This is a genomic window from Rothia sp. HMSC072B03 (assembly GCF_001809565.1).
In the GTDB taxonomy this organism is placed as follows: domain Bacteria; phylum Actinomycetota; class Actinomycetes; order Actinomycetales; family Micrococcaceae; genus Rothia; species Rothia mucilaginosa_A.
Genome location: NZ_KV797968.1, coordinates 71009 through 85688 on the forward strand (window position 1 = coordinate 71009; position 14680 = coordinate 85688).

Sequence of the window (14680 nt, forward strand, 5' to 3'; positions counted from 1 at the left end):
GCGGGCGGCCCCTCCCCGGTGGAGGCGCCGCCCGCCTCGTGCATCCCGTGACCCGCCGCCCCTCGCCCCACCGCACTGTTCGTTGAACGAGAAGCAAGGAACCCCTACCCTGAAACCTTGCCCGCAAGGTGCTACCTTCAAGAGGGTATTATTGACTTCAAAGTGCCGAAATATATGCTTGACCTGTGCGAGCACACACCGCGTAGCCACCGGAACGATTCGTCACCCGGTGCAATACACATGACTCTAACGAAATATAGGTGAACCATGACTGAGAACGTACACAACGATTGGGATCTGCGTAGCGAAGAGGTCCAGAAGGATCAGGTAGCAGCATACGACGCGATGCGCCGCCGCTGTCCCGTTGCCCACGACGAATTCATGGGCTACTCCGTCTTCAAGAACGCCGACGTGCAGCACGTTCTCGACCACCCCGAAATCTACTCCAACGTGGTCTCCAACCGTCACGTTGCCGTCCCCAACGGTATGGACGCCCCTGTGCACACCGCGTTCCGCGCAATCAACGACAAGTACTTCACCCCCGAACGCCTCGAAAAGTTCGCACCCGTCATCCGCGAAGCCGTGCAGGGCCTCATCGCGGACCTTCCTCGCGGCGAAGAGGTAGACGTCATGCAGGGCTTCGGCCAGGCATACGCAATGCGCGTGCAGAACGCCTTCATGGGCTGGCCCGCATGCCTCGAGCAGCCCCTCACCGAGTGGATCGAGAAGAACCGCGTCGCCACCCTACGCCGCGACCGCGAAGAAATCGCCAAGGTCGCCCTCGAATTCGACGGCTACATCCGCCAGCTGCTCGACGAGCGCCGCGAGGATGCCGCAGCCGGCAAGCCCAAGGACGTCACCGCCGAACTGCTCACCGACATCGTGGACCTGCCCGGCGAAGAGCCCCGCACCATGACCGACGAAGAGATCGTCAGCCTCATCCGTAACTGGACCGTGGGCGAGCTCTCCACCGTCTCCGCAACCGTGGGCGTGTTCGTGAACTTCCTGGCACGCAACCGCGCCGAGCAGGACCGCCTGCGCGCATCCCTCGCCGACGGCAACGCACTCGACGACCGCAGCGAAATCGCTCTCGCCGTCGAGGAAATCATGCGACTCGAGGACACCCTCGTCACTAACCGCCGCGTCACCACTCAGGACACCGAACTCGGCGGCCGCACCCTGCCTGCCGGCTCCCGCGTGACCATCAACTGGGCCAGCGCAAACCGCGACGAGGACGCCTTCGAGGACGCCCTCACCTACAACCCGCACCGCGACCAGTCCCGCAACCTCGTGTACGGCGACGGCATCCACGTCTGCCCCGGCGCGCCCCTGGCACGCCTGGAACTGCGCATCCTGCTCGAGGAGCTGCTGCGCGGCACCAAGTCGATTGAGATTGCGGACGAGAGCGAGAAGCCCGCAACCGTGAATGCGGTGTACCCGGTCTCCGGCTACTCGGTTGTGCGCGCCATCTTCAACTAGGCACGATCCAGCCATAAAAAGTGCGAGGCGCCGAACCCCGAGAATGGGGGTCGGCGCCTCGCGCTGTTAAGAGTAAATATAAGAGTGAATAGTAGGGTAGTGGCGGCCGGTATCAGCCGCTCACTATAGATAAAACAGAATATTCCCTGACGGCTATATAACCTAGTGGACTACCTAAAAAGCTGAATTTAGCGGCCGGAACTCGTCGCCGAAGGCTTCACCGAAGAACCCGCAGAACCGCTCGCAGACGGACGAGCCGAAGCGCTCGCAGACGCCGAGGCGGAAACCTCCGCCGCCGCGCTCGCCGACTCCTCGGCCGACAGCGGCGTACCGTCCGCATGCACACCCGCCATTGCCGGGGTCACGCCATTCACGAAGCTCAACTTCGCCTGCTTGAACTGGTACTCGGGAGAGCAGGTCAGCTTATACTTGGTATCCGCCAGCTCGCGAATCGTCTTCACATAATTCTGAGTCTCGGGGAAGGGCGGAACGCCGCCGTACTTCTCCACGGAACCGGGGCCCGCGTTATAGCCGGCGAGCACCACATCCTGCAGCTGGTCTTCATTAGAAGCGTACTTCGCCAAACGAGTACGCAACTCACCCAGGTAGCGTGCCTGCGCCGCAATCGCATCGTGCGGGTTCAGCACGTTACCGCCGTTGCCGAAGCTGTAGTGCTCGGCGTTCCACGCCTCATCGGTAAACTGCGCGATACCCTTAGCGCCCTGGTGGGACACAACGCCCACGCGCCAGTGGCTCTCGGTCTCAATCTGCGCGGCCATCACGCCGGGGCGGAAACCCGACACCTTAGAGCCCTCCTCAAAATCGGATCGGAGAGCCGCCGGAGCATACGAAAGCTCCGTCATGCCGCAGTAGTCGTCATAGGTGGCCGCCAAACCGGCGACGCCGCCACCTAAAAGAACCGCAGAGGCGATAATCTGCCAGTGCGCAAGAGCCCCGGCCAGAAAGCGAAGCGGGAAAGCTTTACGCGGCCGAGGGGAAGTCTGTGCGTCCGCCGAGGCGGAAGTGTGGTTGGAGGCGCTCGTAGCGTTACGCTCGGAAGGGGCGCCCGAAGTGCTATGTGCCATCCATCCAGACTAGCGCACCCGAGCCGCGGATGCCGACAAAATACCCACGGATGAGGCTAAAAGCATAGTCAGCGCGGGATGCGCACCCCGCCCCAATCCGGGCAAACGGCCCTGCCGCCCGCCTGCGAGAAAGGAAGGATCCGCCCGGAAAGGCCCCCGGGTAGCGGAGGGCCCCGCCGCGCGCATCCGAGGATGCACCCGGCGGGGCCTCACAAATCCCGCTGCCGCGAGGGCTCGGCTCACGGGGTCGCCTAGCGGTCGGTCACCACAATCTTGCCGGCGGCGCCGCGCTCCATCTCCGCGAAGGAGTGGTTCACGAACGTGTACGTGCCGGACTCCAGGAACTGCATCTCCACGAAGCCGCCCTGGGCGGGGGCCAGATCCAGGGCCTGACTGTGGCCGTCACGGCTGCCGTACGCATCCGCGCCGCGGCGCAACAGGTAGCCGCCCTCCTTATAGACCGTGTCGAACTGCGAACCGACCACGTGGAAGCTCGTGCCGTGGTTCGGGCCCGCCGCCATCACCCAAATACGGATGCGCTCGCCCTTCTTCACCTGCAGAGGCTTTGCCTTGTACTGGGTTGCGTGGCCGTTGAACATGGTCAGCGTGGGGGTGCCCGCCGCAATCAGGTCGGGAGAGTTCTCCGCCAGCTTGTTGCCGTCGGAGGCGGTCTTGCCGGTGTCGTGCAGGTACGCCTCGCCCTGAACCATCACGTACTCGTGATCCACCTGATCCATGTCAGCCGGGTCAATGATGACCGAGCCATACATGCCCTGGGTCATGTGCAGGCTCAGCGGGGCGGTACCGCAGTGGTACAGCCAGATACCGGCGGCCTTCGCCTCGAAACGGTAGACGAGACGCTCACCGGGGGCGATGGTCTTCATCGTGTTATCGGGGGAAACCATGCCCGCGTGGAAGTCCAGCGAGTGGCCCATCGTGCCGTTATTGACGAGTGTAATTTCAAAAATATCGCCGACCTTGCCATGCAGAACCGGGGCCATGTTTTGCCCGTTGAAGGTCCACATGTGGACGGTTACGCCGGGGGCTACCTCGCGGTCGACCTCCTGCACCTCCAGGGTGACCTTGCGGACGGTCTTGCCGTTCACCTGTGTGGCGGTGTTCAGCGCCGGGATGTTCGGGTCGCGGTACTGGTAGCCGCTGCCGGGCGCCGCAGACATGTCAATCTTGCCGTTCGCGACCGTCATGAGGGTCGGGACGTTACCCGTCGCGGCGTGGTTGTGGTTGGTGTGGTCACCGGAAGCCACCTGCTGCGAGGACGCGCCGGTCACCTTCACCTTGAGGACCATGCCCAGGGAGCGGTGGCCCGCCACGGAGCAGTACGCCTCGGTATCGGCAGTCATGACGCCGGCGTCCACGCTCTTCGTCTCGCCGGGGTTGATTGTGCCGGTGGTTGCACCGTTATCGAAGGTCAGGTCGTGGGTCATGCCCTGATCCTCGTTGGTGACCTCGACGACCAGGCGGTTACCGGCGGGCACCTCCACCTCGGCGGGGGTGAAACGGTAGTTGCTGGTTGCCTTCACCTGCACGGTGGTGGTCTGTCCGGTCGGCGTGACCGTCTGCGAGCCGGCGTTCAGGGTGGGCAGGGCCGAGAGATTCAGCGCGGAGGGGTTCACCGCGAAGCCCAGCAGGAAGGCCATGGCCACGGCCAGGGCAGCCTGGAAGCTCTGCTTGGCGTGCGGGACGGGCTCGGGGGTGAGCGCCTCCTGGTTGAAGGCGGGCTTCTCACCGCGGGCGCGGGCCGCCATCATCTCCTTGCGGGCGCTCACCGAAGCCTTCACACCGCGAATCATGAGCGGAATGAACGCGGCCAGGGCCAGGGCACCCACGACGGCGACGGCAATCTTAATGGACTGGCCCACCGCCGCGCCGGGCATCATGAAGACGAGCAGGGCCAGGTTCACGGCGGTCACGCGGGCCGCCGCGAAACGGTTAAATTCCTTATTGGATGCGCGCACCACGGCCGGGCCGCCACCCATGCGCTGCGGAAGCAGGTAGCTCATCGCGCCGAGCAGCACCTGAAGCAGGAAGCCAACCACGAAGATGGGGGTCACGGCGCGCATATCCAGCTGCGCGAAGGGGGTGGTCGCCACCATGACGATGGTCGCCACAACGCCCACCAGGAACCAGCAGAAGCCCATACCCACGCTCATGGGCGGGTACTCGTTCGGGCGCTTGGTGCGCAGGGTGCGAACCATCACCCCGGCCACGAGCAGCAGGCCCAGCAGGTACACCACGAGGCCGGCCACGGCCACCGGGCGCAACCCGAAGAGCGCGCCGACCAGGGTCAACGCAACGCCACCGCACATGAGGTACAGGGCGCGCACGCTGTGGGCAAGCGCCTTATCCACCATCTTGGTGCGCAGCATGGTCGGCCAGAAGGTCACCAGCGTGCCAACCACCGTGATACCAACGAATCCGAGTACGTTCACGGCCTCGTGGGCGAGCAAAAACTGCGAGTGCAGGGTGCCGTTCAGGCTCGGGTAGGCCACCATCGCGCCGAGCAGGGCGCCCAGGGGTAGCAGCAGGGCCGCAACGATGTAGAAACGAATTGTCACGCCAAAGCGGGAGGGCAGGGCGCGGCGTACCTGGCCCATCAGGTAGATGCCGTGCCAGGCCACCATCGCGCCGATGACGAGGGCACCAATCACCGTGCAGGCGTACAGGCCCGGCACGCTCAGCTGGCCAACCATGCCTACCATGAGAAGCACGATGCCCGCGTTCAGGGTGAAGATGCGGCCCACCTGAACCTTGCGCTGCTCGTCGGGGATCTTGATCTTCATGAGCGCTTCGGTGAAGTGCTGCGACCAAATCAGAATCGAGTTCGTAATCAGGCCGAGGGTCACCATGTGCACCATCAGCCAGCCGCTATTGGGGATGATGCGATGCAGCAGAAGCGCGGCGATGAGGGCAAACATCCAGTAGGAGACGGGCTTGGAGGCGCGGCGATGCCACGTGCCGCGACCGGATGCACGGCGCGCAATCTCTTCGGTGGTGAGGGAAGCGCCGGGAACGCCGGCCGGGCGCATGCCGATGCTCAGCCCGGAGGAGCCGCCTCCGGAGACGGCCGCACCGTCTGCCGCACCGTTTGCTGAACCGCCGGGCGCGCCGATGCTCAGGCCGCCGAGGCTTCGGGGACGCTGGCCGTCGGGCTTGCCGCCGCCGGTTGCGTCGGGGCGCTCGCCGCCGTTGGGCTTCTCGCCGTCAGATGGGGTGCCGAGATGTTCGCTCACGCAATCACTGCTTTCACTGCTGGTTGTTCACGTCGGTACGTCGGTGTGTTCAGGGGCGCTCCGCATCCGCTAGACTCCGCGAAGGGCGCGTCGAGTGCCATATAAATCCATTATATTGCCCCAGTTGTACCAATTTTGAAGACAGTACGTGCGTATAAATGCGCTCTGCGGCCCGCCTCCTGAAGCCTGTGAATCTGCGCCCTGATGCATCGGATACACGCGCTTCGCGATACACTGTTATGGCTTGAAAACGCCGATGCCCCGCACTCTCACGGGGCATCCGAAACACCCCGCGCCGGGATCCGCAGCTAAACCCCACAGTAAGGACATCTCGTGGCCAGAACCGAATCCAAAACCCCGATTTGGGGCGTTATTGCCGTCCTAGCGCTCCTGGCGGTGGGCGCCAATTTCCTGCTCCGAATCCTGAGCGACCCCGCCAGCGGCATGGATTTCTCCATTTACCGCCTGGGCGCCATGACCATTTTCGATAACGAGGGGTTCACCCAGGACCTGTACTCCCCGACCCTGAACGATCACGGCGTGATTAAGCCGCCGTTCACCTACCCGCCGTTTGCGGCGATGCTGTTCCTGCCCTTCGCGTTCATGCCCCTGGTCGTCGGTAAGGTGCTCATGGTGCTGGGGTCCGTGGTGGTGGCCTGGTGGCTTTCCACCATCATCTACAACTACGTCAATGCGCGCGGTCGCGAACTGCCCCTGCAACGGTACTTTGGCCGCGTGGGAACTATCGCCGTGCTGACCCTTCTGGTGGTTGCGGCGGGTCCCTGGCAGCGCACCATCGACCTGATTCAGATCAACCCGTTCATTACCGCGCTGATTCTGGCCGATTTTGTGCGTCCGGCGACCCGCGTGCCGCGCGGCGTGCTGATCGGCATTGCCGGCGGCGTGAAGCTCACTCCGCTCGTGTTCGGCCTCATCCTGCTGGTGCGCCGCGATTGGAAGGGCATCGCAACCCTGGGTGCGACCTTCTTCGCCACGATTGCGCTGGGCTTCATTCTGATGCCCAAGGAGGCACCGGAATTCTGGTTCTCGGCGCTGACGAACCCTTCGCGCGTGGGCGGCCTGAACTATGTGGATAACATTTCGATTCAGGGTTGGCTGTTGCACTTCGGCCTGTCCGAGGGTGCCGCGAAGCCCGTCTACTATGCTCTAGCGCTCGTGAGCATCGTGCTCACCGCCGGCCTGCTGTACCAGCTGGAACGCCGCGGTGCGGCCCTGGCACAGGTGGCGGTGACCGCCTCACTCATGGTGGCGCTGTCGCCGATTAGCTGGTCGCACCACAACGTGTTGCTGCCCCTGCTGGCGGTTGTGCTGGTGCTGGATGCGTTCCCCACCTACTTCGCCCCGCAGCCGGCCTGGTTGCGCGTGGCTGCCGCGTGCTTTGCCTGGGTCGCCGTGCTGGGCCTGTACATTTCCCCGATGCGCATCGCCTCATGGATGCACGGCTCCATGGACGACATGGAGCACCTTGCCGCCGGTGCGCTGGCGGTATCGGCGATTCCGGCGTTCTGCCTGTGGGTGACGATGATGCTCTGGTCGGTAGCCTCGCTGAGTACGCCGGTGGGTACTGCTCCGGTTGAACCAGCCGAAAGCGATGCTCCCTTGGGCTGGTGGGGTGCCCGCGTCCTGGTCACCGAGCGCACCGGATCTGTACGTGCCGCTACCTCCCGGGAGGCAACCGCGTGAGCCACGCGAAAAACACTGAGAAGAACGCCGAAGATACCGAAAAGAATACCGGGGCGGTAGCGCCCGCTATCCCGTGGGCTTCGGCCTCCGCACCTTCCGCCGAGGCTACCGTGGTTACCGAGTCCGCCCAGGCTGCCGAGCCCACCCCGGCCGCGAAGCCGAAGGACCGCCCCGAGGAACCCGGTCACTCCGATGCATCCGAACGCATTCTCAGCCTGCGCGAACGCTTCTTCCGCGGCGGCGATATCTGGGCGCACCTGGTGTTCATCCTGGTGGCCGCCTACGCCCTCAACTACGTCACCCACGCCGCGGCCGACGACATCTACGTCTACCGACTGGGCGCGGTCTCCCTGGCCGACGGCCCCGACGGGCTACAGCTCTACAGCTTCCGCACGCGCGGCCTGCCCTTCACCTACCCGCCGTTTGCGGCCCTGCTCTTCTACCCGCTCGCGTTCCTCACCGAACCGCAGAGCATGATGCTGATTACCGTCATCATCGGCGTGCTCAGCTACGTATGCGCCTACGCCCTGTACTCCTACGCGCGTAGCCGCGCCTGGCGTCTGCCCCTGCAGAAGTACCTGAGCTCCTGGGGCATGGTCTCGCTCATGGCGGCCCTCATTTGGGCCTGCGGCCCGTGGCGCCTCACCACGCACTTCGGGCAGATTAACGCGATTATCCTCGCCCTAATCCTGGCCGACTTCATGCGCCCGGCCACCCGCGTGCCGCGCGGTGTGCTGCTGGGTATTGCCGCCGGCATTAAGCTCACCCCGCTCGCCTTCGGCTTGCTGCTGCTCATGCGTAAGGACTGGAAGGGGCTTATCACCACGGCCCTAAGCTTCGCGGCAACCGTGGGTATCGCGTACCTCGTCGTACCCCAAGAATCGACGATTTACTGGTTCCAGGCGCTGCGCGAAACCTCCCGCGTGGGCTGGTTCAGCTACTTCGATAACGTGTCTATCATGGGCACCCTCACCCACGCGGGCCTGCAGCACCATCTGACCGCAACCGCCCTGTCGACCGTGCAGGTGGCCCTGACCCTGCTCATCGTTCTGGTGACGGCCGTTCTGCTGATCCCGCTGATTCGCGCCCGAGCGGTCGTGTCGCAGCTGGCGCTGACGGCCTTCATGATGCTGCAGATCTCGCCGATTAGCTGGTCGCACCACAACACCTGGTACCCGCTGATGCTAGCCGCCGTCGTCGTGGAAATCTTCCCGCTGTTTTACCGGTGGGCAAGCTCGTTCATTGCGACCCTCGGCGTTATCACGGTGAGCGTGGCGCTGGCGGGCATGTACATTTCCCCGTACTGGATTGTGCTGGCCTTCGCCCCGCACTTCAGCTCGGATAACATCCTCATGGTGCCCGAGGGCTCGCTGGGCCTCATGGCGGGCACGTCCCCGTACCAGTTCATGTACGTGTTCACGGTGGTGACCTTCTTCGTGTACCTGGTACACCGCCAGCAGATTAATCGCGCCGCAGCCCGCGAGGGGGAACGCGTGACTACCCTGGGCGCCGCATACTAGAAACCGTCGCGACCCGCGGCCGCGCGAAGACCGCAGACGCAGAAGAGCCCCCGCATCCGAGGGATGCGGGGGCTCTTCCGGCGTGCCGCCACGGGCTACGGGCGGCTAGTGGGTGCCGATGCTCCAGTCAGCCGAGGAGGTGCTACGCACCTGCAGGAGGTTCTTGCCGGTGCTCTTCCACTCCATGCTGCTCTTCATGTTCGCCACGCTGGTGCCAAACATAACGTCGCTACGGCTGGCGCTCAGCAGCGCGAAGCCGCGCTTGCTGTCCAGGCCCTTCGCCTCGAACTCCATGGTGGACTCGCCACCGTCGTAGGTGAAGGCGTAGTAGTTCATGTTCGTGTGGAACTTCTCGCCCTTGGCGTAGTTCGGTGCGGAGGATTCGTCGTACACGCGAATCAGCCACTCGCCCTTACCGTTGAGCTCCAGCTTGCGGGTGGGGCTGGAGGGGTTGGTGGTATCCAGCCACGCGGTGCCGCGGATGGGGGTGCGGTCGACGGTCATATCGATGACGCTCAGGCCGGTGGAAATCTCACCCTTCTCGGTGAGGCTGGTGATGTAGGCGCGGCTGCTCAGGTCGTCCGAGGGCTTGAACTCGTAGTAGACGATGCCCTTGGAGGCGTCGCCCTTCACCTTTTCGATGTCGATGTTCTTCTTATCCTCGGTGACGGTCTCCTTGTACTCCTTGTACTCGCCCTCGGGTAGCTTCGCCTCGGACGCGGTGGTCGAGGACGAGCCATCCGAAGACTGCGCGCTCGCCGAGGTGGAGGTGCCGTCCGCCTGGTTCGAGCGGTCGGAGGAGCCCGAGCCGCCGCGCGGCAGGAGCATCACGATGACCAGGATGAGGACGATCAGCAGGGCCAGCGCGGCACCGATGATGCCCAGAAGCTTGCCGCCGAATGGGCCCTTCTTCTTGGTCTCGGTATCGGCGGGCTGGGAGTTCTGAGGCTCGTGCTGAGACGCGGAATCAGCCTGGGGGACGTAGGGGTTGAACGCTGCGGCGGGCTGAGCCTGTTGGCCACCCTGCTGACCTGCCTGACCGGACTGGTCTGCCTGACCGGACTGGCCGGCGGGCTGGTAGGGGTTGTAGGGCTGGCCGCCGTGCTGCGAGGCGAACTGCTCACCCTGGAACTGGCCGGGCTGACCACCGAAGGAATCGGCGGCACCCTGGTGCGGGTTCTGCTGGCCCGCGAAGTCCTGACCGGTAAACTCCTGGCCCGCGGGAGCCTGCGGAGCAAACTCCTGGGCGGCGAAGGCCTGACCGGTAAATTCCTGGCCCGCGGGAGCCTGCGGAGCGAACTCCTGGGCGGCGAAGGCCTGGGGAGCCGCGACGTCGGCGGGGGCCGGGGCGCTCGCCTCGAGGGCCTGCGCGGGCTGCTCGGGCGAGGAGTGGAACTCAATCAGCGGGGAGTTCTCGACGGAGTGGGGCAGGGAAGCCTCGGAGGGGGCGGGCTCCTCAACCGGCTCGGCGGTCTCCTCAGCCGGTGCCTCGGCAACGGGCTCGGCGGGAGTCTCGTGGGCGGGCTCTGCGGGAACGTCTGCGGAGACGGGGGCCACGGGAATCGTCGGGGCGGCGGGGGCCACCTCGGCAACAACCTGCTCGACCACAATCTGCTCGGATACGACGGGTTCTGCGGGGGCCTCTTCGACCGGTGCCGCTGCCTCGGAAATAGGCTCAGCGGGGGCCTCCTGAACGGGCTCCGCGGGAGCCTCTGCGGCGGGGGCTTCGCCGGCGGGGTTCAGCACCTCTCGGGGTAGAGCGGTCTCCTGAATCGGCACCGGGGTCAGGTAGCGCATGGGCTTCGGCTCTGCCTCGGTCTGCTCGGCTTCAGTCTGCTCGGCTTCAGCCGACTCTGCGCCGGACTGCTCGGTCGCGATGGGCTCGGCCGCGACGGGCTCTGCGGGAGCCTCTTCGACCGGGACCGGAACCTCTGCGGAAATCTCGGTCGTCTCAACAGCAGGCTCCGCAACGGGTTCTGCGGGTGCCTCGGCGGCGGGCTCGGAGGCGCCCAGCGCCTCGGCGGACTCTTCCGAAATGAGCGGCTCCAGGGGAGCGTCATCGGCATCGATGGGCTCGGGGTCGGGCTCTTCGACCCACAGCTGCCAGCCATCGGGAACGGGACCCCAGGCCGGGTCGGGGCGCCAGGTGGGGGTAGGGGTCCAGCCTGCGGGCGGGGCGGGCCAATTGGGCGGCGGGTTGAAGACGAGTGCCATAAGAAAGCAGCCTTTCTGGTGCTGAAAACACCCCGGAAGAGCGGTCATCAGCGACTATGTATATGACGTGTATTATCGCTTCAAATTATGGCACAGCTTTATGGGTCAAAAGCCTTGCCTGGTCGTTTTTGAGAGGATTCACGGCAGACTCTTCACTTTCGTAACATTCTGCGTTAATCCGCGGTTCAAGATTGGGGTTTGAGCTTAGGTTGAGGGTTTTGCGTGTGGTGCGCGATGCAACCGGGGCGGCAGGAGTCCCCGCTCCCGTGACACCTCGTGCCGGTATCCGCCCGAGTTGCCCGGCTAGGATTAAGGTATGAACACAACGCCGCCCCCCGCATCCCCGCAAGCACCGTTCGGCCCCGCCGCATCGGGCCGCTCCTCCCGTGCCGACGGCCTGGCCTACCATCGTCTTTCGCACGCCGACCCGGAGACCCGCTGGTACTCGCCCCTGCTGGAGGGCCTGCTCGGCGTCGTCGTCTTCATTGGCCTGTCCCTCATGCTGTCGCTCCTCATGGCCGCGGCTGCTATGGGTTCGGGTCTTTCCCTGCGCGAGATTACCGAGAACCGCTCCCTCGTTATGGAGCACCCGGCGCTGTTCGCCCTGACCTTCCTCTCGCTCATCGCCATCGTGCCCTCGCTCTTTCTGGCGCGCCTGGTGGTGGGCCCGAAGCCCTGGGGCCTGATTCACTCTGTGGCGGGCCGCCTGCGCCGTTCGCTCCTGTTGCCGTACCTGGGCTTGGGCTTCGTGATTTACGGTATTTACTACGCAGTGATGGTGGCGGTGAGCGGTGCGTCCCTGCCCGATTATCGTTATTCGCAACCTTCACAGGTTGAATTTTGGGTTATTGCGGTGCTGATCCTGCTTCTGGTGCCCGTGCAGTGCTACGCGGAGGAGCTCGCCTACCGCGGGTTCATGATGCAGACGCTGGGCCGCTGGATTCGCACCCCCTGGCTGCCGATTGTGCTGCCGGCGGCGCTCTTCATGTTCTCCCACACTTACGATGCTTGGGGCCTGGGCTTCGTGTTTGCGATGGGTGTGTACGCCGGGTTCCTATGCTGGTACACCGGCGGCCTGGAGGCCTCCGTCAGCCTGCACGTGGCCAATAACGTGACCCTGCTGCTGCTCTCTCTTGTGGCGGGTCTGGACCCCTTCGCCTCCGAGGGGGTGGCCCCCATGGATGCGCTGCAGGGCATCGCGCTGGAGGGCCTGTACGTGGTGCTCGCCTGCCTGATCTTCAACGCACGCGCTCGCCGCGGCGAGGTTTCACGTGAAACGCAACCGCTCAAGGTTGATAACTAGGGTCTGCGATGGCCGGGGCCCGCGATACCTAGCGCATGCGGCGGGTAGCCCTCGCCCGACTATCTGCCCGCCGCCGCCCCATCCGGGCCCCATCTGGACTTTCACTCCGACTCACCCCGTCAACACCCAAGAAAAGGTAGGGTTAAACCATGACTGTTGATGCTGTAAAGAATATTGAAGACCTCGCCGCATTTGTGGCGGAGTCGCCGGTCTCCTACCTCGCCGCGCGCACGGTGGCGCGTCGCCTGCAGGCCGCCGGGTTCACCGAACTGGTCGAAACCGAGGCCTGGGAGCCGCAGGTCGCAACCGGCCGCCACTTCGTCGTCCGCGACGGTGCGATTATCGCCTGGGCTGGCGGCGCGAAGGCGCAGAAGGCAAGCGGCTACCGCGTGCTGGGTGCGCACACCGACTCGCCCTCCCTGAAGATTAAGCCCTCCTCCTCCATCACCACGAAGGGCTGGCACCAGATCGCCGTGGAGAACTACGGCGGCGCCCTGCTGAACTCCTTCCTGGACCGCGAGCTGTGCGTGGCGGGTCGCATCACCGTCATGGAGGATGGCGAGCTGAAGGACCGCCTGGTGCGTACCGGTCCGATTGCGCGCATCCCGCAGCTGGCGCCGCACCTGGACCACAAGCGTAACGAACTGGTGCTGGACAAGCAGTTCAACATGTACCCCGTGTGGGGTGTGGACCCCGCGGAGAATGACGTGCTCGGCTATATGGCGAAGCACGTGATTGACGGCGAGCCGGTTGACCCGGAAAGCATTGTGGGTTACGACCTGCTGTTCGCTGATTCGCAGCCGCCGCGCCGTTTTGGTGCGGATCAGGAGCTGTTCGCCTCCGGCCGCCTGGATAATCTATCCTCGGTGCACGCGGGTTTGACCGCCCTGGAGCGTTATGTTGCCGATAACGCGGACGAGCAGGCCACCGAGACCGTGATGCTTGCGGCGTTCGACCATGAGGAGCTCGGCTCCGAGTCGCGTAGCGGTGCGGCGGGTCCGTTCCTGGAGGATATTTTGGTGCGCCTGTCGGCTGCGCGCGGTGAGAGCACGGAGGAGTACCGCCGTTCGGTGGCGGCGTCGTTCTGCCTGTCGGCTGACGCCGGTCACCTGGTGCACCCGAACTATCAGAGTCACCACGACCCGACCGTGCAGCCGCTGCCCGGTGGTGGCCCGCTGCTGAAGATTAACGCGAACCAGCGTTACGCGACAGATTCGGTGGGTGCTGGCGTGTTTGCCGCGGCGTGCGCGAAGGCCGGTGTGCCGTATCAGGAGTTCGTGTCGAATAACAATATGCCGTGCGGCTCGACGATTGGCCCGATTACGGCAACCCGCCTGGGCATGCGCACCGTGGATGTGGGTATTGGCCTGCTGTCGATGCATTCGATGCGCGAGATGTGCCATGTGGACGATATGGCGTACATGACGCGCGCGGTGGAAGGCTTCTTCCGCCTCTAAATTGAACCCCGCTGAGGTATGAACAGCTGGGGGAAGGGCGCCGGGAACGTAAGGTTCCCGGCGCCCTTATTTTTTAAAAATTTTTCAAAATTTTTCGGGGGGGGGAGCTGTTTACCTCTTGAACAGGGTCTATGTGTGTTGTAAAGTAACCCACAATACGTTATACACGTGTTGCACACTACTTGTTTTTGAGAAGTTTTCACCAATGATGGTGCACCATCAGCTCGTCACCGGCGTAGCGAGCGAACCCCACCATGAAAGGCGATTCCCATGTTCTTCGATATTTCTCTGATCCCGCTGGCGGTTTTGATTATTGTGGGTCAGCTGAAAAAAGCACCACCAAGGTTGCTAAACAACCCCAGCTATCAGAAGGAGAGGGAGCAGGTGCGAAAGCACCTGCGCATCCTGGATGTGCTCGGCGTGGGTTTTGCTCTTGCCCTGATGATTATTCAGTGGGGTAACCCCGCGTTATCGCTTGCCTTTCAGGCGTTCGTTATTTGCGGGGTTCCCAGCCAGCTGTATAGGCTCTGGCAGAAGTTCAATGTGCCGCGTGGGGTACTCTTCGCGTGTGCTGTAGCCCTGATCGTTATTGAGTTTGGGTTGGCGCTCCTACCCTAACCTGCACCCTATAACAGTTGTGGCGGTGACCGAATGAAACGGTCACCGC

The 14680-nt window shown here is 64.1% G+C and carries 9 protein-coding genes; 6 read left to right on the forward strand and 3 right to left on the reverse strand.

Translation table 11 applies throughout. The annotated features are described in order from the left end of the window. Positions 1-267: 267 nt before the first annotated feature. Positions 268-1479 (forward strand): cytochrome P450, encoded by a 1212-nt coding sequence (locus HMPREF2630_RS02610; RefSeq protein WP_049343512.1) that lies wholly within the window; start codon positions 268-270, stop codon positions 1477-1479. 188 nt (positions 1480-1667) lie between these two features. On the opposite strand, the gene HMPREF2630_RS09395 is transcribed toward HMPREF2630_RS02610, so the two are convergent. Together HMPREF2630_RS09395 and HMPREF2630_RS02620 are read right to left on the reverse strand one after the other, a co-directional pair. Continuing rightward, complete coding sequence (locus HMPREF2630_RS09395; protein WP_049343513.1) at positions 1668-2564, reverse strand: lytic transglycosylase domain-containing protein; 897 nt, start codon at positions 2562-2564, stop codon at positions 1668-1670. A 251-nt stretch (positions 2565-2815) separates the two neighbouring features. Next, positions 2816-5815 (reverse strand): multicopper oxidase domain-containing protein, encoded by a 3000-nt coding sequence (locus HMPREF2630_RS02620; RefSeq protein ID WP_371440188.1) that lies wholly within the window; start codon positions 5813-5815, stop codon positions 2816-2818. A 333-nt stretch (positions 5816-6148) separates the two neighbouring features. Between HMPREF2630_RS02620 and HMPREF2630_RS02625 the strand changes: the two genes are divergently transcribed. Next, on the forward strand, positions 6149-7519 hold the full coding sequence (locus tag HMPREF2630_RS02625) for a glycosyltransferase family 87 protein (RefSeq protein WP_070483246.1): 1371 nt from the start codon (positions 6149-6151) through the stop codon (positions 7517-7519). Continuing rightward, a complete protein-coding gene (locus tag HMPREF2630_RS02630) occupies positions 7516-9039 on the forward strand; it encodes a glycosyltransferase 87 family protein (protein ID WP_070483248.1) in 1524 nt (507 codons plus the stop codon). Before HMPREF2630_RS02625 ends, HMPREF2630_RS02630 begins: the two co-directional genes overlap by 4 nt. 105 nt (positions 9040-9144) lie before the next feature. Here the strand turns inward: HMPREF2630_RS02630 and HMPREF2630_RS02635 are convergent, their stop codons facing one another. Beyond that, positions 9145-11253: a hypothetical protein gene (locus tag HMPREF2630_RS02635; protein WP_070483250.1), complete on the reverse strand. Its 2109-nt coding sequence runs from the start codon at positions 11251-11253 to the stop codon at positions 9145-9147. Between the two features lie 316 nt (positions 11254-11569). Between HMPREF2630_RS02635 and HMPREF2630_RS02640 the strand changes: the two genes are divergently transcribed. The 3 genes from HMPREF2630_RS02640 to HMPREF2630_RS02650 all read left to right on the forward strand — a co-directional run bounded on the left by HMPREF2630_RS02640 (position 11570) and on the right by HMPREF2630_RS02650 (position 14631). Further along, complete coding sequence (locus HMPREF2630_RS02640) at positions 11570-12556, forward strand: CPBP family intramembrane glutamic endopeptidase (protein ID WP_070483252.1); 987 nt, start codon at positions 11570-11572, stop codon at positions 12554-12556. A 149-nt stretch (positions 12557-12705) separates the two neighbouring features. Further along, positions 12706-14013: a M18 family aminopeptidase gene (locus HMPREF2630_RS02645; RefSeq protein ID WP_070483254.1), complete on the forward strand. Its 1308-nt coding sequence runs from the start codon at positions 12706-12708 to the stop codon at positions 14011-14013. 270 nt (positions 14014-14283) lie between these two features. Continuing rightward, positions 14284-14631: a hypothetical protein gene (locus HMPREF2630_RS02650; RefSeq protein WP_070483256.1), complete on the forward strand. Its 348-nt coding sequence runs from the start codon at positions 14284-14286 to the stop codon at positions 14629-14631. Positions 14632-14680 lie beyond the last annotated feature (49 nt).

Excerpts from the sequence above, each read along its gene's own strand:
- HMPREF2630_RS02635 (WP_070483250.1), bottom strand. The coding sequence starts at position 11,253 with ATGGCACTCGTCTTCAACCCGCCGCCCAATTGGCCCGCCCCGCCCGCA.
- HMPREF2630_RS02640 (WP_070483252.1), top strand. The coding sequence starts at position 11,570 with ATGAACACAACGCCGCCCCCCGCATCCCCGCAAGCACCGTTCGGCCCC.
- HMPREF2630_RS02645 (WP_070483254.1), top strand. The coding sequence starts at position 12,706 with ATGACTGTTGATGCTGTAAAGAATATTGAAGACCTCGCCGCATTTGTG.
- HMPREF2630_RS09395 (WP_049343513.1), bottom strand. The coding sequence starts at position 2,564 with ATGGCACATAGCACTTCGGGCGCCCCTTCCGAGCGTAACGCTACGAGC.
- HMPREF2630_RS02650 (WP_070483256.1), top strand. The coding sequence starts at position 14,284 with ATGTTCTTCGATATTTCTCTGATCCCGCTGGCGGTTTTGATTATTGTG.
- HMPREF2630_RS02610 (WP_049343512.1), top strand. The coding sequence starts at position 268 with ATGACTGAGAACGTACACAACGATTGGGATCTGCGTAGCGAAGAGGTC.